Consider the following 19,361-nt stretch of genomic DNA (forward strand, 5'->3'; position numbering starts at 1 on the left):
GGGTCGAGTCTCAATCATGGTCTGAACGGGTCCGGGGAGAGCCGGCCGGACACGAGGTCCGGCCGGCCAACCCGTCAGACCTCTTCGACGCTGCTCGGCTCGCGCCGGGACAGGTCGATACCGAGCTCTTCCGCCGCGCGGAAGACGTCCTCGTCGGTGTCGCGCATCTCGATGGACATGCCGTCCGAGGACAGCACCTCCACGTTGAGGCAGAGCGACTGCATTTCCTTGATGAGCACCTTGAAGGACTCGGGAATGCCGGGCTCGGGGATGTTCTCGCCCTTGACGATGGCCTCGTAGACCTTCACGCGGCCGGTCACGTCGTCGGACTTGATCGTCAGCAACTCCTGGAGGGCGTACGCGGCGCCATAAGCCTCAAGCGCCCACACCTCCATCTCACCGAAGCGCTGACCACCGAACTGAGCCTTACCACCCAGCGGCTGCTGGGTGATCATGGAGTACGGACCGGTCGAACGAGCGTGGAGCTTGTCGTCGACCAGGTGGTGCAGCTTGAGGATGTACATGTACCCGATGGAGATCGGGTCCGGGAACGGCTCGCCGGAGCGTCCGTCGAACAGCCGCGCCTTGCCGGACGGCAGGACCATGCGGTCGCCGTCGCGGTTCGGGACGGTGTGCTCGAGGAGGCCGGTCAGCTCGTCCTCGCGGGCGCCGTCGAAGACCGGGGTCGCGACGTTCGTCCGCGGGGCGACCTGGTCGGCGCCGATGCGCTGCAGGCTCTGCGCCCACTCCTCGCTGAGACCGGAGACGTCCCAGCCCTGGCTGGCGAGCCAGCCGAGGTGGATCTCCAGGACCTGACCCGGGTTCATTCGGGACGGGACACCCAGCGGGTTGAGGATGATGTCGACCGGCGTGCCGTCCTCAAGGAAGGGCATGTCCTCGATCGGAAGGATCTTGGAGATGACGCCCTTGTTGCCGTGACGACCGGCGAGCTTGTCACCGTCCGTGATCTTGCGCTTCTGCGCCACGTAGACACGAACCAGCTGGTTCACGCCCGGCGGCAGCTCGTCGCCCTCTTCACGGTCGAAGACGCGTACGCCGATGACCTTGCCGATCTCACCGTGCGGCACCTTCAGCGAGGTGTCGCGCACCTCGCGCGCCTTCTCACCGAAGATCGCGCGCAGCAGACGCTCTTCCGGCGTCAGCTCGGTCTCACCCTTGGGCGTGACCTTGCCGACGAGGATGTCGCCGGCGACGACCTCGGCACCGATACGGATGATGCCGCGCTCGTCGAGGTCGGCGAGGACCTCTTCGGAGACGTTCGGGATGTCCCGGGTGATCTCCTCCGGGCCGAGCTTCGTGTCACGGGCGTCGACCTCGTGCTCCTCGATGTGGATCGAGGAGAGGACGTCGTCCTGCACGAGGCGCTGCGACAGGATGATCGCGTCCTCGTAGTTGTGACCTTCCCAGGGCATGAACGCCACGAGCAGGTTCTTGCCGAGGGCCATCTCGCCCTCTTCGGTCGCGGGACCGTCGGCCAGAACCTGGCCCTCGATCACGCGGGCGCCCTCGTCGACGACAACCTTCTGGTTGACCGAGGTGCCCTGGTTCGACCGGGAGAACTTCGCGATGCGGTACGTGGTGTACGTGCCGTCGTCGTTCGTGACCGTGACGTAGTCCGCGGAGACCTCCTGGACCACACCCGCCTTCTCGGCCTTGATCACGTCACCGGCGTCGACCGCACAGCGGTACTCCATGCCGGTGCCGACGAGGGGAGCCTCGGCGGTGATCAGCGGCACGGCCTGACGCATCATGTTCGCGCCCATGAGGGCACGGTTGGCGTCGTCGTGCTCGAGGAACGGGATCATCGCGGTCGCGACCGACACCATCTGGCGCGGCGAGACGTCCATGTAGTCGACGTCGTCGCCGGGGATGTAGTCGATCTCGCCGCCACGACGGCGGACCAGGACGCGCGACTCGGTGAAGCGCATGTCCTCGCCGAGCACGGCGTTGGCCTGGGCGATCACGAAGCGGTCTTCTTCGTCGGCCGTGAGGTAGTCGACGTCGTCGGTGACGACGCCCTCGACGACCTTGCGGTACGGCGTCTCGACGAAGCCGAACGCGTTGACGCGGCCGTACGAGGCGAGCGAACCGATCAGACCGATGTTCGGGCCTTCAGGGGTCTCAATCGGGCACATGCGGCCGTAGTGAGACGGGTGCACGTCACGGACCTCGAAGCCGGCCCGCTCACGGGAGAGACCACCCGGGCCAAGCGCCGACAGACGGCGCTTGTGGGTGAGACCCGACAGCGGGTTGTTCTGGTCCATGAACTGCGACAGCTGCGAGGTGCCGAAGAATTCCTTGATCGACGCCACGACCGGGCGGATGTTGATCAGGGTCTGCGGCGTGATCGCCTCGACGTCCTGGGTCGTCATGCGCTCACGCACGACGCGCTCCATACGAGCCAGACCCGTGCGGACCTGGTTCTGGATGAGCTCGCCGACGTTACGCAGACGACGGTTGCCGAAGTGGTCGATGTCGTCGGTCTCGACGACGATCGACGTACCGCTGTCACCAACGGTCTCGGTCTCACCGGCGTGCAGCTTCACCAGGTACTTGATCGAGGCGATGATGTCCTCGACCGTGAGGATGCCCGCGTCGAGCGGAGCGTCCGCACCCAGCTTCTTGTTGACCTTGTAGCGGCCGACCTTCGCGAGGTCGTAGCGCTTGGGGTTGAAGTAGAGGTTCTCAAGCAGCGTCTGAGCAGCCTCGCGCGTCGGCGGCTCGCCCGGACGGAGCTTGCGGTAGATGTCGAGCAGCGCGTCGTCCTGGCCCTGGGTGTGGTCCTTCTCCAGGGTGGCGCGCATGGACTCGTACTCGCCGAACTCTTCAAGGATCTGCTCGGTGGTCCAACCGAGAGCCTTGAGCAGAACGGTGACCGACTGCTTGCGCTTGCGGTCGATGCGCACACCGACCATGTCGCGCTTGTCGATCTCCATCTCCAGCCAGGCACCCCGGGACGGGATGATCTTGGCGGAGAAGATGTCCTTGTCGGACGTCTTGTCGATCGAGGAATCGAAGTAGACACCCGGCGAACGGACCAGCTGCGACACGACGACACGCTCGGTGCCGTTGATGACGAAGGTGCCCTTGTTCGTCATGAGCGGGAAATCGCCCATGAAGACCGTCTGGGACTTGATCTCGCCGGTCTCGTTGTTGGTGAACTCAGCGGTGACGAAGAGCGGGGCGGCGAACGTGAAGTCGCGCTCCTTGCACTCGTCGATGGAGTTCTTCGGAGGCTCAAAACGGTGGTCGCGGAACGTCAAGGACATCGACCCGGAGAAGTCCTCGATCGGAGAGATCTCCTCGAAGATCTCCTCCAGACCGGACTTGGTGGGGACGTCCTGTCCACTGTCGAGAGCCGCCTCGACACGAGCCTTCCACGCTTCATTGCCGAGCAGCCAGTCAAAGCTCTCGGTCTGCAGCGCAAGAAGGTTCGGAACCTCGAGGGGCTCCCTGATCTTTGCAAAGGAGATGCGCAGCGGGGCGGTGCTGGCGCCGTTGTTCGTATTCGCGGTCGAGGCAGTGCGCGAGGCGGCCAAGAGGGGGTCCTTCCGAGGGCTCGGACTCACTACGCGCGTACCGGTCCCAGGCTGGACACAGAGACAGAAATCCCCGGTCAGGGAAGTTTCGTTCCACAGTGCTCAAGCATGGGCATGCCCCTGGTGACGGGCAGGAGGCAGCTAACAGGCAGCGCAAAGGGTCAGTGTAGCCACTAGGCCCACTGATGTCCAGTGCGGGTTTTTGAAGACCCTCGTTGTTCTCAACCCCTGCTGCAAGCCACGCCCTCGATGCACATCGATACTGCCCTCTTCGCCGTCGATCCATGCCTCGGATGCGGATCGATGTGACGACGCGTCCTGAGAATTGCGCGCTGCGTGCGGTTCGTCAAGGCCCCCCTGCCCCGACTTGGCTCTCAGAGGTCACCGTCACGGCTGCTCCGAGGCACAACGAAGATCACCATACTCGTCGCGGCGGGCTGCGCAAGGCAGCCGTCGGGGTGCGTTGGAGAACGCCGAAGGGCGACCACCCAGATGGGTGATCGCCCTTGGCAGGCGTCGCGTGAACGACGCTCAAAAGGAGTCAGACGACTCGCGAGGTTACTTGACCTCGACCGAGGCGCCGGCAGCCTTGAGGGACTCGGCAGCCTTCTCGGCGGCCTCCTTGGCGACCTTCTCGAGGACCGGCTTCGGGGTGCCGTCGACGAGGTCCTTGGCCTCCTTGAGACCCAGCGAGGTCAGCTCACGCACGACCTTGATGACCTGGATCTTCTTCTCGCCGGCGCCGGTGAGGATGACGTCGAACTCGTCCTGCTCCTCGACGGCCTCGGCGACGGCGCCCGGGCCGGCCGGGGCAGCGGCGACCGCGGCGGCGGCGGTGACGTCGAACTTCTCCTCGAAGGCCTTCACGAACTCGGAGAGCTCGATGAGGGTGAGCTCCTCGAACTGAGCAAGCAGGTCTTCCTGGCTGAGCTTCGCCATGATGGGCGATCCTTCCACTAATTCGGCTGGTGCCGGGTGTACATGAAGGCGGGCGTACGTTGGGCCCGCTGCGACCGTCGCCCTAGCGGACGTCGATCAATGCGCGAGCCGAATTACTCGGCACCGCCCTGCTCGGCCTTCTTGGCACGAAGCGCCTCCGCGGTGCGGACGAACTTCGACGGCAGAGCCTGGAAGAGCTGCGCAGTCTGCGTCTGCTTGCCCTTCAGCGCGCCGGCCAGCTTGGCGAGCAGAACCTCGCGGGACTCGAGGTCCGCGAGCTTCTTGATCTCATCGGCGGACAGCGCCTTACCGTCAAGGACACCGCCCTTGATGATGAGGTTCGGGTTGTCCTTGGCGAAGTCACGAAGACCCTTCGCCGACACCACCGGGTCACCGGTGACGAAGGCAACAGCGGTCGGACCCGAGAACAGGTCGTCCAGCTGGTTGATCCCGGCCTCATTGGCCGCGATCTTGGTCAGCGTGTTCTTCACCACGGCGTACTCGGAGTTCTCACCGAGGGAACGGCGCAGCTGCTTGAGCTGGGCCACGGTGAGACCCCGGTACTCGGTCAGCACGGCGGCGTTCGAGCTGCGGAACTTGTCCGTGAGCTCGGCTACCGCGGCAGCCTTGTCGGGCGTCGGCATAGAGCGTCGGCCTCCTTCCGGGTGATGAGGACCGCTCAAAAGGGGCTGACAAAACAAAACGCCCCGGCGCAGGCGCCGGGGCATGAGCTCGACCTGACGGAATTCCGTCCGGGAGCACTCACTTCCACAGTCACCTACGCGGGTCGTCCGCAGTTTCAGCGGATCCTTCGGCCACCGCATCCTCTTGCGAGCACACGGCAACGACCAGCGGTCTTTGGCTTCTGTGGAAGAGTACGCGAACGGGTTCGCGTCAAGCAAATCGGGTCAGATACCGCTGTCCGAGCCGGTACCGGCGCCGCTCTTCTCGAGCTCCTTGAACATGTCCATCAGGTCGAAGGTCTTGCCGGCCGGCGGCGCGGTCACCTTGGCGGCGGCGCCGTACTCGGAGAACTTCTGGGACGTCTTCACCGTGCCCTCGGGGGACTTGATGTCGATGTCCATGCGGACGGGGTAGTCGTCCTCGTTGACCCAGACCTCGGTGTCGTACCCCTTGATGCCCGACTTCTCGATGCTCTTGAACAGCTCCTCGCGCTCGCTCTTGCCGAGCACCTCGTCGAGGCCCTTGTTCGACTCCATCATTTCCTTGACGGAAAGGCGGCCCTTGTAGCGCTGGGTCTCGACGCCGTCGACCTTGGCCGGGCCGACGTGCTTGAGGTTCGGCGAGTCCAGGAGCATCGCGAGCTGCTGCGCCGGGTCCTGGTTCATGCTGTCCAGGCCGCCGGTCATCTGCTTGGCGAGCTTCTCGTCACCGGCCTGCTCGGCGATGGAGTTCAGGTCCATCTTGACCCACTGCTTGCCGTCCATGTCCTTGGCGGCGGCCGCCCCCATGTCCATGTACATGACATTGTCGAGCCAGAGCATCCGGATCTTCTCCGGAGCCTCGGGATCGCCCTCGGTGAGCGCCGAACCCGTCATCGTCATATCCATGACGGTCGGGTCCCAGCCCATGACGCCGGACATCTTCATCTCACCGGCGTCGGCACCCATGGACTTCGGCGCCGTCATCGTCATCTCGACCTTGGCCGACTTGGCCTTCGCGGTCTTCTCGTACGCCGCCGTGATGACCTCGGTCACCTGCGACCGGGACTGGGTCTCCCCCGAGCCCGCCCCGTTGGCCTTCTTGCCGTCGTCCGAGCCTCCGCAAGCCACCGCACCCGTACACAGCAGCGCGGTGGCGAGCACGGCGCCCGCAGCTCTCTTCACAGTCATGACCCCACCCCTAGGAACACATGATCGACATAATTCGGTCCGGCGAGAATACCTGACGTCCGAGGTCAGGCCTGCGGCTGCTGGTTCATGAGGTCCTTGAAGCTCATGGTGTCCCCGGCCGGGGGCTTCTCTGCGGAGACCGGGGTGCCGTAGTCGCTGTAGTAGACCGTCTGGGAGAAGGAGCCCGTCTTCATGTCGGCCTTCTCGGTCTTCTTGACCAGCAGGTCGTCGCCGTTGACCCAGATGTCGATCTTCTCGGTGCTCATGCCGGCCTGCTTGAACTGCTTCTTCAGCTCGTCCATCTGCTCGGCGTCGAGGTCCGTGTTCTTGCCGGTGAGGTCCGCGACGTCGACGGTCCCCGAGTAGTGGGTCGCCTTCGTGCCACGGACGCTCTCCTCGCCCACGCGCTTCACGTCGCCGGACGCGAGGAGCATCTTCACCGAGGAGTTGGGCGTGGTGTTCTGCATCTGGTCCTTGAAGGCCTCGCCCGCGGCGCCGCCCATCTCGGCCAGCGTGGCGTAGTCGTACTCGATCCAGTGCTTGCCGCCGGACTGGGACGCGAACTTGTCGCCCATGTTCGCGTAGTAGGCGTCGGGCAGATAGCGGTAGTCGATCGTGGACTGGCCGAGCTGTTCCATCTGCTGGGCCGCGGTGCCGCCGGTGAGGGTCGCCGTCACCTCGCCGGTCACGCCGTCCTTCCAGCCCATGACGCCCTTCATGTCCATCGACATCTGGGCGCCCATGACCGTCTTGCCCTCGACCTTGGCCGAGTCGGCGTTGTCGGTCTTGTTCTCGATGGTGCGCAGGGCGGCTATCGGGCTGAGGGCCACGGAGCCCTTGTCCTTGCCCTTCCCGTCGCCTCCCCCGGAGCCGCCGGAGGAGCCACAGGCCGCGACCCCGGACAGCGCGGCGGCCACCGCGATCGAAAGGCCCGCGCGTCGCATGGTCGTGCTGTTCATGACATCCCACCCCTTGTACTCGTGTGAATCCTGCACGCTAGCGCAGTCCCCCGACAGCTCTGACGGACATGCACGCATACGAGGACGGGCCCCGCACCTCGAAAGGTTGCGGGGCCCGTCGTCACAAACGCGTACGCGACGCGACTGCCGTCAGATTCAGACGGCGGCCGGGTCCTCCTCGACGAGGAGGTTGCGGGTGCGGTTGCTGTCCAGCGGAATGCCGGGGCCCATCGTGGTGGCCAGCGCGGCCTTCTTGATGTAGCGACCCTTGGCGGCCGACGGCTTCAGACGAAGGATCTCGTCCAGCGCGGCGGCGTAGTTCTCCACCAGCTTGGTGTCGTCGAAGGACACCTTGCCGATGATGAAGTGCAGGTTCGAGTGCTTGTCGACGCGGAACTCGATCTTGCCGCCCTTGATGTCGTTGACAGCCTTCACGACGTCGGGGGTCACGGTGCCGGTCTTCGGGTTCGGCATCAGACCACGCGGACCGAGCACGCGGCCGAGGCGGCCGACCTTGCCCATGAGGTCCGGGGTGGCGACGACGGCGTCGAAGTCCAGGCGGCCCTTCGCGACCTCGTCGATCAGCTCGTCGGCGCCGACGATGTCGGCCCCAGCGGCTTCCGCGGCCGCAGCACGGTCACCGGTCGCGAAGACCAGGACCCGGGCGGTCTTGCCGGTGCCGTGCGGGAGGTTCACGGTGCCACGGACCATCTGGTCGGCCTTGCGCGGGTCGACACCCAGGCGGAAGGCGACCTCGACGGTGCCGTCGAACTTGGTCGAGGAGGTCTCCTTGGCGAGACGGACGGCCTCGAGCGGGGCGTAGAGCTTGTCCCGGTCGATCTTGGCGTCCGCAGCGCGGAGAGTCTTGCTGCGCTTCACTTCTGCTCCTGTTGGTTTCAGGTGTGGAGTCGTGGTGCGGACCAGCGCTTGGCCCTACCACTGAGAAAGGTCAGACGGGGAAAGCTCTCAGCCCTCGACCGTGATGCCCATGGAACGGGCGGTGCCGGCGATGATCTTCGACGCGGCGTCCAGGTCGTTGGCGTTGAGGTCTTCCATCTTGGTGGTGGCGATCTCGCGGACCTGCGCCTCGGTGATCTTGGCGACCTTGGTCTTGTGCGGCTCGCCGGAGCCCTTCTCGACACCCGCGGCCTTGAGGATCATCTTGGCGGCCGGCGGAGTCTTGGTCACGAAGGTGAAGGAGCGGTCTTCGTAGACCGTGATCTCCACCGGGATGACCCAGCCACGCTGCGACTCGGTCGCGGCGTTGTAGGCCTTGCAGAACTCCATGATGTTGACGCCGTGCTGGCCCAGCGCGGGGCCGACCGGCGGGGCCGGGTTGGCTGCGCCGGCCTGGATCTGGAGCTTGATAAGCCCCGTGACCTTCTTCTTCTTGGGAGGCATTGCTCTCTCCGGGTCCTAGTGAGAGTTTCCAGCCACCATCCAGTCATCCGGATGGAGGCATACCGCACCACGATAACGGGTATAGTCGCGCGGCCAAAAACCGAGCAGGTCAGACAGGCTTTGAGAGCCCGTCTGACCTGGTCGGAGGCGTATGTTCCAGAGGAAGCCGCGGAGGCTAGTTCTTCTGGATCTGGTCGAAGCTGAGCTCGACCGGGGTCTCGCGGCCGAAGATCTCGACGAGACCCTTGACCTTCTTCGAGTCTGCGTTGATCTCGTTGATCGTCGCCTGGAGCGTCGCGAACGGGCCGTCGGTGACGGTGACCGAGTCGCCCACCTCGAAGTCCAGGACCTGGACCTCGACCTTGCGGGACGGAGCCGGCTTGCCCTCGGCCTCGGCGGCCTCGCGGGCTGCCTTCTCCTCGGCCTCGGGGGCGAGCATCTTGACGATCTCGTCCAGGGTCAGCGGGTACGGGTCGTAGGCGTTGCCCACGAAGCCGGTGACGCCGGGGGTGTTGCGGACGACGCCCCAGGACTCGTTCGTCAGGTCCATGCGCACCAGGACGTACCCGGGGAGCTTGTTCTGACGGACCGTCTTGCGCTCGCCGTTCTTGATCTGCGCGACCTCTTCCTGCGGCACCTCGGCCTGGAAGATGAAGTCCTCGACGTTCAGCGAGACGGCACGCTGCTCGAGGTTGGTCTTCACGCGGTTCTCGTAACCGGCGTACGTGTGGATGACGTACCACTCGCCGGGGAGGGTGCGGAGCTCTTCGCGCAGCGCCACGATCGGGTCGACCGGCTCGGCCTCCTCCTCGTCCTCGGCGGACTCAGCGGCCTCGTCGGACTCAGCCTCGGCGTCCTCGTCGGTCTCCGCCTCGGCGACGGCTTCGGCGTCCTCGTCGGTCTCGACGACAGCCTCGGCCTCGCCCTCGACGTGCAGGGCGGCCTCTTCGGCGGGCTCACCGGCGGCGGCGTCGGCAGCCTCGGCCTGGTCCGGGTCCTCGGCGTCCGCCGCCTCGACGATGTCGAGCTGGTCCTCCACGGACTCCTCGGAGTCCACGCGCGGCTCAACGGCGTCGTTCAGGTTCGGGTCAGACACGGTGGCTGCTTCTTCCTGGATACAGAGGGGTGGAACGCGCGAAACGGGCGCCGGGTACGGCGCCCTTCGCTCTCGGCTCAGCCATCGGCTCAGCCGAAGACGTACTTGACGGCCTGGTTGAACCCATAGTCAATCACGGTCACAAGGCCGATCATGATGACGACGAAGACAATCACCACGGTGGTGTACGTCGTGAGCTGACTGCGAGTCGGCCAGACGACCTTGCGGAGTTCCGCGACGATCTGACGGTAGAAGAGCGCGAGACGGCCGAAGGGGCCCTTCTTGCCGCGCTTGCCGCCCTTGCGGGCCTTCTTCTTGGAGTCCGGCGCCTCGTCCTGGGCATCAGGCATGTCGATGGAGCCCACGGCGTCCGTCACTCGTCCTCACCTGATTCCGGGTCGTGGCCGTGCCGCGCCCGGTATGAGCCGCACGGCGGTGCAATGCAGTACGTACATGCGCACACATCCGAGAGGAGTGTGTAGCAGGGCCGGAGGGACTTGAACCCCCAACCGCTGGTTTTGGAGACCAGTGCTCTACCAATTGAGCTACGACCCTTTGATTTCCCCCAACCTACCGCATCCGCCCGGGTGCACAGAGTGCGATGAGTGGGTGCGGCCGGTGAGGGCCAACGAGCAGTGAGTGTACGTGCTTCGCGGCCCTCCGTCGAACAGAATCGGCTCCGACGGTGCCCGGCAAACACCGAAACCCGTGTGCCGGGGGCGTTTCGGGTCTGGAACGATGGGGCGATGAGCGCTTCCACTTCTCCCACCGAGCGCCGGGTCTCCGCCCGCATCGGCGCGATCTCCGAGTCCGCGACCCTCGCCGTCGACGCCAAGGCGAAGGCCCTCAAGGCCGCCGGGCGGCCGGTGATCGGTTTCGGCGCGGGTGAGCCCGACTTCCCGACGCCCGACTACATCGTCGAAGCCGCCATCGAGGCCTGCAGGAACCCGAAGTACCACCGCTACACCCCGGCCGGCGGGCTCCCCGAGCTCAAGGCCGCGATCGCCGCGAAGACGCTGCGCGACTCCGGCTACGAGGTCGACGCCTCGCAGGTCCTGGTGACCAACGGCGGCAAGCAGGCGATCTACCAGGCGTTCGCCGCGATCCTCGACCCGGGCGACGAGGTCATCGTCCCGGCTCCCTACTGGACGACGTACCCGGAGTCGATCCGTCTCGCGGGCGGCGTGCCGGTCGAGGTCGTCGCCGACGAGACCACGGGCTACCGCGTCTCGGTGGAGCAGCTGGAGGCCGCGCGCACGGAGCGCACGAAGGTCGTCCTCTTCGTGTCGCCGTCCAACCCGACGGGTGCCGTCTACAGCGAGGCCGACGCCGAGGCGATCGGCCGCTGGGCCGTCGAGCACGGCCTGTGGGTGCTGACGGACGAGATCTACGAACACCTCGTCTACGGAGACGCGAAGTTCACCTCGCTCCCCGCGATCCTGCCCGAGCTGCGCGACAAGTGCATCGTGGTCAATGGCGTGGCCAAGACGTACGCGATGACCGGCTGGCGCGTGGGGTGGATCGTGGGCCCCAAGGACGTGGTGAAGGCCGCGACGAACCTCCAGTCGCACGCCACGTCGAACGTCTCCAACGTCGCGCAGGTCGCGGCCATCGCGGCCGTGTCCGGCGACCTGACCGCCGTCGACAAGATGCGCGAGGCCTTCGACCGGCGCCGCAAGACCATCGTGCGGATGCTGAACGAGATCGACGGCGTGCTCTGCCCCGAGCCGGAGGGCGCCTTCTACGCGTACCCGTCGGTGAAGGGCCTCATCGGCAAGGAGATCCGTGGCAAGCGCCCGCAGGACTCCGTGGAGCTCGCCGCGCTGATCCTGGAGGAGGCCGAGGTCGCGGTCGTTCCGGGCGAGGCCTTCGGGACGCCGGGTTACCTGCGTCTTTCGTACGCCCTGGGTGACGAGGACCTCGTCGAGGGCGTCTCGCGGCTCCAGAAGCTCCTGGCCGAGGCCCGCGACTGACGTCTCGAGCGAGTTTTCGCGCTCCACGCGCGCGTGCGGGCCGTCTCCCTTCTCCGGGGAGGCGGCCCGTTTCTTCGTTCGGGGATGCGCACGAAGGGGAAAGTGGCTACCGGGAGGCCATGTACGTGCGGCAAGATCCTTGAATGGAGCGTGTACGGGACGTAAGAGAGCTGCCGAAGGCCCATCTGCATCTGCACTTCACCGGGTCGATGCGGCCCACGACCCTGCTGGAACTCGCCGACAAGTACGGGGTGCGGCTGCCCCCGGCGCTGACCGGCGGCGAGCCTCCGCAGCTGCGGGCGACCGATGAGCGCGGGTGGTTCCGCTTCCAGCGGCTCTACGACATGGCGCGGTCCTGCCTGCGGGAGCCGGAGGACATCCAGCGCCTGGTGCGGGAGGCCGCCGAGGAGGATCTGCGGGACGGGTCGGGGTGGCTGGAGATCCAGGTCGACCCGACGTCGTACGCACCGCGGCTGGGCGGGCTCATCCCGGCCCTGGAAATCATCCTGGACGCCGTCGAGAGCGCCTCTCGGGACACCGGCCTCGGAATGCGCGTGCTCGTCGCCGCGAACCGCATGAAGCACCCTCTGGACGCCCGCACGCTGGCCCGGCTCGCCGTGCGGTACGCCGATCGCGGCATCGTCGGCTTCGGGCTCTCGAACGACGAACGCCGGGGCTTCGCGCGGGACTTCGACCGGGCCTTCGCGATCGCGCGGGACGGCGGCCTGCTCGCGGCCCCGCACGGCGGTGAGCTCAGCGGGCCCGCTTCGGTGCGGGACTGCCTCGACGACCTGCACGCGGGGCGGATCGGGCACGGGGTGCGGGCGGCCGAGGACCCGCGGCTCCTGAAGCGGCTCGCCGAGCGGGGCGTGACCTGCGAGGTGTGCCCGGCGTCCAACGTGGCGCTGGGGGTCTACGAGAAGCCCGAGGACGTGCCCCTGCGGACCTTGTACGACGCCGGGGTGCCGATGGCTCTGGGGGCCGACGACCCGCTGCTCTTCGGGTCACGGCTGGCCGCGCAGTACGAGATCGCGCGCAAGCACCACGCCTTCGACGACAGCGACCTGGCCGAGCTGGCCCGGCAGTCGGTGCGCGGCTCGGCCGCCCCCGTCGACATACAGGCGAAGCTGCTGTCAGGGATCGAGGAGTGGGTCAGCGGCTGATGCCCGCGAGGAGAGTGCGGGCGAGGGCCGCGGCGAACTCGTCGACGGGCTGCGGGGGCTGCTTGCCGACCGCGGAGTCGTAGGCGAAGGCGCGCTGCGCGCAGGCGCCCAGGAGGAGCGAGGCGGCCGCGAAGGTGTCGGCCCCGGGGTCGATGCGGCCGGCGTCGCGTTCGGTGCGGAGGTAGGCGTCGAGGGCCTCGATGGGCATGTGCGGGCCCGTGCCCATCTCCTGCATGGAGTCTTCGTGGCGGCGCTTGAGCTTGGTCTCGGCGTACAGGGACGCGGCGATCGGGAAGCTCTGGGCGTAGAAGTGGCTGGCCAGGCGGGCGATCTCGGCGAGGTTCTCCTCCACGGAGCGCTCCCCCGGGTCCTCGGCGAGGCGGCGCAGGAGCGGGCCGAGGCGCGGCAGCCGCTCCTGGAGGACGGCCACGAACAGCTCCTCCTTGCTCGCGAAGTGCTTGTAGAGCGCCGCTTCGGAGCAGCCCGCCGCCTTGGCGATCTCCTTGGTGGTGGCACGGGCGAGGCCGATGGTGCGCATGAGGTCGTGGGCCGCGTCGAGGATGCGGGCCCGGGTGGGCTTCTGCTGCATGTGCCGTCCAACCAACCTTGACGTAGGGGTGAGTGAATACTCACTCTAAGGGTGAGTGAATACTTACCCACCTGGGGAGGGTGCGCAATGAAGCTCACAGTGTTCGGTGCGACCGGCGGTGTCGGCGGGGAGATCGTCCGGCAGGCGCTCACGGCGGGCCACGAGGTCACGGCCGTCGTGCGCGACCCCGCACGGCTGAGCGCGACGGGAGAGTCCCTGGAGGTGGTCCGGGCCGATCTGACCGACCCGGAGTCCCTGCGGGCCGCGGTGGCCGGGCGGGACGCGGTCCTGTCGGGGCTCGGTGCGCGCAAAAAGGCGGACGCGGGGATCGCGACCGCGCTCACGCGCTCGGTGGTGCACGCGATGGAGGCCGAGGGGGTACGCAGGCTGGTCGTGGTGAGCGCGGCGCCGGTCGGCCCTCCGGCCGAGCGTCAGCCGGCGGTCGACCGGATCACGGTGGCCCTGGTCAGCAAGATCCTGAAGCCCGTGTACGACGACCTGCGGGCCATGGAGGCCGGCCTTGCGAGCAGCGCGACGGACTGGACGTCCGTGCGCCCGCCGAGGCTGCAGGACAAGCCGGTGACGGGCGTCTACCGCAAGGTCGTCGGGGGCACCCCGGCCAGCGGCCGGTTCATCGGGAGGGCCGATGTGGCGCACGCGATGCTGTCGGTGATCGACGACCTGTCGACGGTGAAGCAGGGCGTGGGCGTCGCGTACTAGAGGCCCGGAGGGGTGGGCGTCAGAGGCTGACGCCCACCGTCACCGGCTCATTGACCAGCGTGACCCCGAAGGCGTCCCGCACCCCGGCGACGACTTCACGGGCGAGGGCCAGCAGGTCCTCCGTGGTCGCGCCGCCGCGATTGGTGAGCGCCAGGGTGTGCTTGGTGGAGATGCGGGCCCGGCCCTCTCCGTAGCCCTTGGTGAAGCCCGCCTTGTCGATGAGCCAGGCGGCGGAGGTCTTCACGCGGCCGTCGTCCGTCGGGAAGGCGGGGGGTGCCACGTCCGGGCCGAGACGGTCCACCACGCGCGCGTGGAAGGCGGCGAACTCGTCCTCCGTGAGGATCGGGTTGGTGAAGAAGGACCCTGCCGACCAGCTGTCGTGGTCCTCGGGGTCGAGCACCATGCCCTTGCCCGCCCGCAGCTTCAGGACGGTCTCACGGGCGACGGCCGCCGGGACCCGGTCGCCCGCGTTCACGCCGAGGGCGCGGGCCGTCTCCGGGTACTTGAGGGGGGCGCTCATCCCTTGGGCGTCCTCCAGCACGAAGCGGACGCGCAGCACCACGAAGCGGTCGGGGTCGGCCTTGAAGCGGCTGTGGCGGTACGAGAAGTCGCACTCGGCGTTCGTGACGGAGACCGTCTCGTGCGTCTTCCTGTCGTACGCGATCACTTCGGTGATGGTCGACGAGACCTCCTGGCCGTACGCCCCCACGTTCTGGATCGGCGTCGCGCCCGCGGAGCCGGGGATCCCGGCGAGGCACTCGATGCCCGCGAGACCGGCGTCCACGACGCGGGCCACCGCGTCGGTCCACACCTCGCCTGCGGCCAACTCCAGCTTCGTGCCGTCGAGTTCGAAGCCCTTCGTGGCGATGCGCAGCGCGGTGCCGTCGAAGCCCTTGTCCCCGATGACGAGGTTCGAACCACCGCCGATGAGCAGCAGCGGGGTCCCGGATTCGTCGGCTTCGCGGACGGCGGCGATCACCTCGGCGTCGGTCGTCGCGGTGATCAGACGGGCCGCGGGACCGCCGAGCCGGAAGGTGGTCAGCGGGGCGAGGGGAGCATCGTGGAGTTCCTGCACGTGCTCAAGGGTACGGTCCGTGGCCCCGCCGCTCGGGCGGGGCCACGGACCGTGGGAGTGAGAGGGGCAGAACCGGTTCAGACGCCGGCGTGGGTGCGCGCCTCGGTCCCGGCCGCTGCCGGTACGGCACCGGTCGGCTCCTCGGTCACGGTCCGGCCCGGGAGCAGCGCGGCCGCCACCGCGCCCACGCCGACCAGCGCGGCGCCGACCCACAGCGCGGGCGCGAGGCCGTCCACGAAGTGCTGGGCGGGGCCGTAGCCACCCTGGGCGGAGAAGACCGAGGCGAGGATCGCGATGCCGAGGGCGCCGCCGACCTCCCGCAGGGCGTTGTTGGCGCCGGACGCGATGCCCTGCTCGGAGGGGCGGACGCTGGACATCACCAGGTTCGCCGCGGGGGCGAAGTACAGCGCCATGCCGATGCCGCTGATGATCAGGGCGGGCAGCTGGGCGGCGTACGAAACGCCGGGCTCCACGATGACCGCGAACCAGGCGAGGCCGACGGCCTGGAGCGCGAGGCCCGCGGTGACGACGGGGCGGCCGCCGAACCGGTCGGCGAGATAGGCCGCGAGGGGAGAGACGATCATCGGCATACCGGTCCAGGGGAGCATCCGCAGGCCCGCCTCGGTGGGCGAGTAGCCGAGGACGGTCTGCAGGAACTGGCTGAGCAGGAAGATCGCACCGAACATCCCGACGAACATCAGCATGCTCGCGGCGTTGATCGCGGAGAAGGCGCGGCTGCGGAAGAGCCGCATCGGCAGCATCGGGTTCTCGCTGCGGATGCCGTGGCGCACGAAGAGCGCCAGGAGCACGCCGCCGCCAATCAGACCGATGAGGACGGTCGCGCTGGTCCAGCCGTCGATGTTGCCGCGGATCAGCGCGTACACGATGCCGAAGAGCCCGCCGCTGGCCAGCACGGTTCCGGTGACATCGAGCGGTGCGCCCGTGCCGTACGACTCCGAGAGGCGCAGCCGGGCGAGCGGCAGCACCACCAGGCCGAGCGGGACGTTCAGCCAGAAGATCCACTGCCAGGACACGTGTTCGGTGAGGCTGCCGCCGATGAGCGGACCACTGGCCACCGCGAGGCCGTTGACGGCGCCCCATATCCCGTACACCATCCCGCGCTTGGCCACCGGAACGGCCGCCGTCAGCAGGGTCAGCGTCAGCGGCATCATGACCGCGGCGCCGACGCCCTGGACCGCGCGGGCGGCGACCAGCGCCTCGATGCCGGGCGCGAGGGCCGCGGCGGCGGAGGCTCCGGTGAAGATCGAGAGGCCGACGATGAAGAGCTTGCGGCGCCCGAAGCGGTCGCCCAGGGCCGCGCCGAACATCAGCAGCACGGCGAAGGTGAGGGTGTAGGCGCTCACCGTCCATTCGAGGTCGTGCAGCGCTCCCCCGAAGTCCTCGCGGATCGCGGGCAGGGCGGTGGTGACGACGAGGTTGTCGAGGGCCGCCATGAATCCGGCGACGCTGGTGATGGCGAGGGCCCAGGCCGCTTCCCCGCGCCGTGCTGTCTGCTGTGACATTGCTTTCCCCTGTGGTTAGTTATTGATGACTAACTTTCGTGGGCGCAAAAAGACGCACCCCCCTGACGCACGCGACTCACTTCTCGAGCTGCGACGAATCGTAGAAACCGGCCCACACCCGGTGGTCGGGCTTGAACCCCATCGACACCAGGACGTTGATCAGCATCCCGTAGGCGAGAAACTGCGCCGTGTCGCCGACGTCCGGCCCCAGCGCGAGGCGGACCGTGTCGTACATCTCCATCCAGCCGGCCCGCAGCACCTCGCCGAACTCCCGGTCCCCGGACGCCTCGGCGGAGGCCACGGCGACGTACATCTGCATCTGCATGAGCAGCATGTCGGGGTCGTCGGCGATGAGCGCCTGATAGGCCTCACCCATGGCATGCAGGGCCTCCTCCCCCTCGAGCCCCTCGGACGCCTTCCTGAAGACCTCGGCGACCTCCTGGCAGCAACGCCCGGATGCGGCGAGGAAGATCGCCTGCTTCCCCGGGAAGAGGCGGAAGAGATACGGCTGCGAGACGCCCACGCGCTTGGCGATCACCTCGGTGGACGTGCCGTTGTAGCCACCGCGGGCGAACTCGATCATCGCCGCGCGGATGACGCTCTCGCGTCGCTCCTCTGCGCTCATCCTGACCATGCGGCAAAGTTAGTGGCCAATCACTACCCAGTCAAGAGACCCGTGGCGACGGAGTGGCGAGCGCGCACAAGAAGGGGCACGAGTAACACGAGTCACGAGTAAGGGGCACCCCCCATGGCGGGTGCCCCTTACTCACTTCCTGCGTACGAAGGTCAGGCGAGCTGAACCACTGCGCGGGACATGCCAAGAACCTTCTGGCCCCCGCTCATCGCCACCAGGTCCACCCGGACCCGGTTGTCGTCGAGCTTCACGGCGACCTTGGCGCTGACCTCGATCAGCGCGCCCTTGTCGTCGTTCGGGACCACGACGGGCTTGGTGAAGCGCACGCCGTACTCGACGACGGCGGCCGGGTCGCCGACCCAGTCCGTCACCACACGGATCGCCTCGGCCATGGTGAACATGCCGTGCGCGATGACGTCGGGAAGGCCGACCTCCACCGCGAACTTCTCGTTCCAGTGGATCGGGTTGAAGTCACCGGAGGCGCCCGCGTACCGCACCAGCGTGGCGCGCGACACAGGAAAGCTCTGGGCCGTCAGCTCGGTGCCGACCTCGACGCTGTCGTACGAAATCTTGGCGGTCATCGACTCACGCTCCCTCTGCCGCGGGCTCCGCCGCACGCGCGACGAGCTTGGTCCAGGCGGTGACGACGTGCTCGCCCGCCTCGTCGTGGACCTCGCCGCGGATGTCCAGGATGTCGTTGCCCGCCAGCGACTTGATGGCCTCGATGGTCGAGGTGACCGTGAGCCGGTCCCCCGCACGCACCGGGCGGGTGTACGCGAACTTCTGGTCGCCGTGCACGACGCGGCTGTAGTCGAGCCCCAGCTGCGGGTCCTCGATGACCAGGCCCGCGGCCTTGAACGAGATGGCGAACACAAAAGTCGGCGGGGCGATCACATCGGGGTGCCCGAACGCCTTGGCGGCCTCCGCGTCGGTGTACGCCGGGTTGGTGTCGCCCACCGCCTCGGCGAACTCACGGATCTTCTCCCGGCCGACCTCATAGGGATCGGTGGGCGGGTAGGACCGCCCTACGAAGGACTGGTCGAGCGCCATGGACTCGGCACCTCCTGCAGGTATGGGTAAACGACGCGAGGCCGCCCCCAGAAATCGGGGACGGCCTCGTGTACGAGCCTGTATCTAGCGCGTTTCGCGGTGCGCAGTGTGCGCGTTGCAGCGCGGGCAGTGCTTCTTCATCTCAAGACGGTCCGGGTCGTTACGCCGGTTCTTCTTGGTGATGTAGTTCCGCTCCTTGCACTCCACGCAGGCCAGCGTGATCTTCGGGCGGACGTCTGTGGCAGCCACGTGAGTGCTCCTTGACGGACGGATGGACGGATGAACGCAAAAAAAGAGTAGCCGATCGAAGGTCCGACCCCACAATCGGCTACCAATTGAGTAGCGGTGACCGGACTTGAACCGGTGACACAGCGATTATGAGCCGCTTGCTCTACCGACTGAGCTACACCGCTGTAGATGCCGGATCCCCTCGCCCGAAGGCGAGGATCACTCGACATCAGAGCCCCAATACGGAATCGAACCGTAGACCTTCTCCTTACCATGGAGACGCTCTACCGACTGAGCTATTGGGGCGAGCGATGAAGACATTACACGGTTGGTCGCCGATCGCCCAAATCCGTTTCGCCGGGGCTGTCCAGGGGCATGTCGGCAGGCGTCACGGGCGCCTCACCACGTCACTTCGGCGCCACACACCACACCGGTTCGGCCCTCCCGCCACGCCCGTTCGGAGCCCGGCAGCACGCTTCTCCGGAGGCCCGCACCACGCCGGTACGACTATTTCGCTCCTCCTCGAAGAGGGCCGGTCGTCGCCCTAGGCTCGACCCACGCTGCGTGATCTTGGACGCCTTGGATCCGGACACCTCGG

At 67.4% G+C, this 19,361-nt stretch carries 19 protein-coding genes and 3 tRNA genes; 3 read left to right on the forward strand and 19 right to left on the reverse strand.

The window, feature by feature from the left end; all coding sequences use genetic code 11:
- Window positions 1-74: 74 nt before the first annotated feature.
- The 10 genes from rpoB to M4V62_RS18435 form a co-directional block, all read right to left on the reverse strand.
- Complete coding sequence (rpoB, locus tag M4V62_RS18390) at window positions 75-3,560, reverse strand: DNA-directed RNA polymerase subunit beta (protein WP_249588337.1); 3,486 nt, start codon at window positions 3,558-3,560, stop codon at window positions 75-77.
- A gap of 558 nt (window positions 3,561-4,118) precedes the next feature.
- A complete protein-coding gene (rplL, locus tag M4V62_RS18395) occupies window positions 4,119-4,499 on the reverse strand; it encodes a 50S ribosomal protein L7/L12 (protein ID WP_249588338.1) in 381 nt (126 codons plus the stop codon).
- Between the two features lie 113 nt (window positions 4,500-4,612).
- Complete coding sequence (rplJ, locus tag M4V62_RS18400; protein ID WP_249588339.1) at window positions 4,613-5,143, reverse strand: 50S ribosomal protein L10; 531 nt, start codon at window positions 5,141-5,143, stop codon at window positions 4,613-4,615.
- Window positions 5,144-5,407: 264 nt separating this feature from the next.
- Entirely contained in the window at window positions 5,408-6,352 is a 945-nt protein-coding gene (locus M4V62_RS18405) for an SCO4651 family lipoprotein (RefSeq protein ID WP_249588340.1), read from the reverse strand.
- Window positions 6,353-6,417: 65 nt separating this feature from the next.
- Window positions 6,418-7,311 carry an SCO4651 family lipoprotein gene (locus M4V62_RS18410; RefSeq protein ID WP_249588341.1) on the reverse strand — a complete coding sequence of 298 codons (894 nt, stop codon included), beginning with the start codon at window positions 7,309-7,311 and terminating at the stop codon, window positions 6,418-6,420.
- Between the two features lie 156 nt (window positions 7,312-7,467).
- Window positions 7,468-8,190 carry a 50S ribosomal protein L1 gene (gene rplA / locus M4V62_RS18415; RefSeq protein WP_249588342.1) on the reverse strand — a complete coding sequence of 241 codons (723 nt, stop codon included), beginning with the start codon at window positions 8,188-8,190 and terminating at the stop codon, window positions 7,468-7,470.
- An 87-nt stretch (window positions 8,191-8,277) separates the two neighbouring features.
- On the reverse strand, window positions 8,278-8,712 hold the full coding sequence (gene rplK, locus M4V62_RS18420; protein WP_160506641.1) for a 50S ribosomal protein L11: 435 nt from the start codon (window positions 8,710-8,712) through the stop codon (window positions 8,278-8,280).
- A gap of 175 nt (window positions 8,713-8,887) precedes the next feature.
- Window positions 8,888-9,808: a transcription termination/antitermination protein NusG gene (gene nusG / locus M4V62_RS18425; protein WP_249588343.1), complete on the reverse strand. Its 921-nt coding sequence runs from the start codon at window positions 9,806-9,808 to the stop codon at window positions 8,888-8,890.
- A gap of 89 nt (window positions 9,809-9,897) precedes the next feature.
- Window positions 9,898-10,185, reverse strand: a complete 288-nt coding sequence (gene secE / locus M4V62_RS18430) for a preprotein translocase subunit SecE (protein ID WP_160506639.1) — start codon at window positions 10,183-10,185, stop codon at window positions 9,898-9,900.
- A gap of 105 nt (window positions 10,186-10,290) precedes the next feature.
- A tRNA-Trp gene (locus M4V62_RS18435) sits at window positions 10,291-10,363 on the reverse strand.
- A 191-nt stretch (window positions 10,364-10,554) separates the two neighbouring features.
- Here M4V62_RS18435 and M4V62_RS18440 point away from each other — a divergent pair.
- Window positions 10,555-11,781, forward strand: a complete 1,227-nt coding sequence (locus M4V62_RS18440; RefSeq protein WP_249588344.1) for a pyridoxal phosphate-dependent aminotransferase — start codon at window positions 10,555-10,557, stop codon at window positions 11,779-11,781.
- Between the two features lie 143 nt (window positions 11,782-11,924).
- The gene (locus tag M4V62_RS18445; RefSeq protein ID WP_249588345.1) at window positions 11,925-12,944 is read left to right on the forward strand and encodes an adenosine deaminase; all 1,020 of its coding nucleotides are present in this window, start codon (window positions 11,925-11,927) and stop codon (window positions 12,942-12,944) included.
- On the opposite strand, the gene M4V62_RS18450 is transcribed toward M4V62_RS18445, so the two are convergent.
- Window positions 12,934-13,533 (reverse strand): TetR/AcrR family transcriptional regulator, encoded by a 600-nt coding sequence (locus M4V62_RS18450; protein ID WP_249588346.1) that lies wholly within the window; start codon window positions 13,531-13,533, stop codon window positions 12,934-12,936. The two genes, M4V62_RS18445 and M4V62_RS18450, sit on opposite strands and share 11 nt — an antisense overlap.
- A gap of 87 nt (window positions 13,534-13,620) precedes the next feature.
- On the opposite strand from M4V62_RS18450, the gene M4V62_RS18455 reads away from it, so the two are divergent.
- Entirely contained in the window at window positions 13,621-14,253 is a 633-nt protein-coding gene (locus M4V62_RS18455; RefSeq protein WP_249588347.1) for an NAD(P)-dependent oxidoreductase, read from the forward strand.
- A gap of 19 nt (window positions 14,254-14,272) precedes the next feature.
- Here the strand turns inward: M4V62_RS18455 and M4V62_RS18460 are convergent, their stop codons facing one another.
- The 8 genes from M4V62_RS18460 to M4V62_RS18495 all read right to left on the reverse strand — a co-directional run bounded on the left by M4V62_RS18460 (window position 14,273) and on the right by M4V62_RS18495 (window position 19,069).
- Window positions 14,273-15,328 carry a UDP-N-acetylmuramate dehydrogenase gene (locus M4V62_RS18460; RefSeq protein WP_249588348.1) on the reverse strand — a complete coding sequence of 352 codons (1,056 nt, stop codon included), beginning with the start codon at window positions 15,326-15,328 and terminating at the stop codon, window positions 14,273-14,275.
- Window positions 15,329-15,405: 77 nt separating this feature from the next.
- Window positions 15,406-16,851, reverse strand: a complete 1,446-nt coding sequence (locus M4V62_RS18465) for a DHA2 family efflux MFS transporter permease subunit (RefSeq protein WP_249588349.1) — start codon at window positions 16,849-16,851, stop codon at window positions 15,406-15,408.
- 76 nt (window positions 16,852-16,927) lie between these two features.
- Window positions 16,928-17,485 (reverse strand): TetR/AcrR family transcriptional regulator, encoded by a 558-nt coding sequence (locus tag M4V62_RS18470; RefSeq protein ID WP_249588350.1) that lies wholly within the window; start codon window positions 17,483-17,485, stop codon window positions 16,928-16,930.
- A gap of 152 nt (window positions 17,486-17,637) precedes the next feature.
- Window positions 17,638-18,066: a MaoC family dehydratase gene (locus M4V62_RS18475; protein WP_249588351.1), complete on the reverse strand. Its 429-nt coding sequence runs from the start codon at window positions 18,064-18,066 to the stop codon at window positions 17,638-17,640.
- 4 nt (window positions 18,067-18,070) lie between these two features.
- Complete coding sequence (locus tag M4V62_RS18480) at window positions 18,071-18,535, reverse strand: MaoC family dehydratase N-terminal domain-containing protein (protein ID WP_249588352.1); 465 nt, start codon at window positions 18,533-18,535, stop codon at window positions 18,071-18,073.
- Between the two features lie 84 nt (window positions 18,536-18,619).
- A complete protein-coding gene (rpmG, locus tag M4V62_RS18485; RefSeq protein ID WP_004571794.1) occupies window positions 18,620-18,784 on the reverse strand; it encodes a 50S ribosomal protein L33 in 165 nt (54 codons plus the stop codon).
- Between the two features lie 91 nt (window positions 18,785-18,875).
- Window positions 18,876-18,948, reverse strand: a tRNA-Met gene (locus tag M4V62_RS18490).
- A gap of 48 nt (window positions 18,949-18,996) precedes the next feature.
- Window positions 18,997-19,069: transfer RNA gene (locus tag M4V62_RS18495), tRNA-Thr, on the reverse strand.
- Window positions 19,070-19,361 lie beyond the last annotated feature (292 nt).

Source organism: Streptomyces durmitorensis, assembly GCF_023498005.1.
Classification (GTDB): Bacteria; Actinomycetota; Actinomycetes; order Streptomycetales; family Streptomycetaceae; genus Streptomyces; species Streptomyces durmitorensis.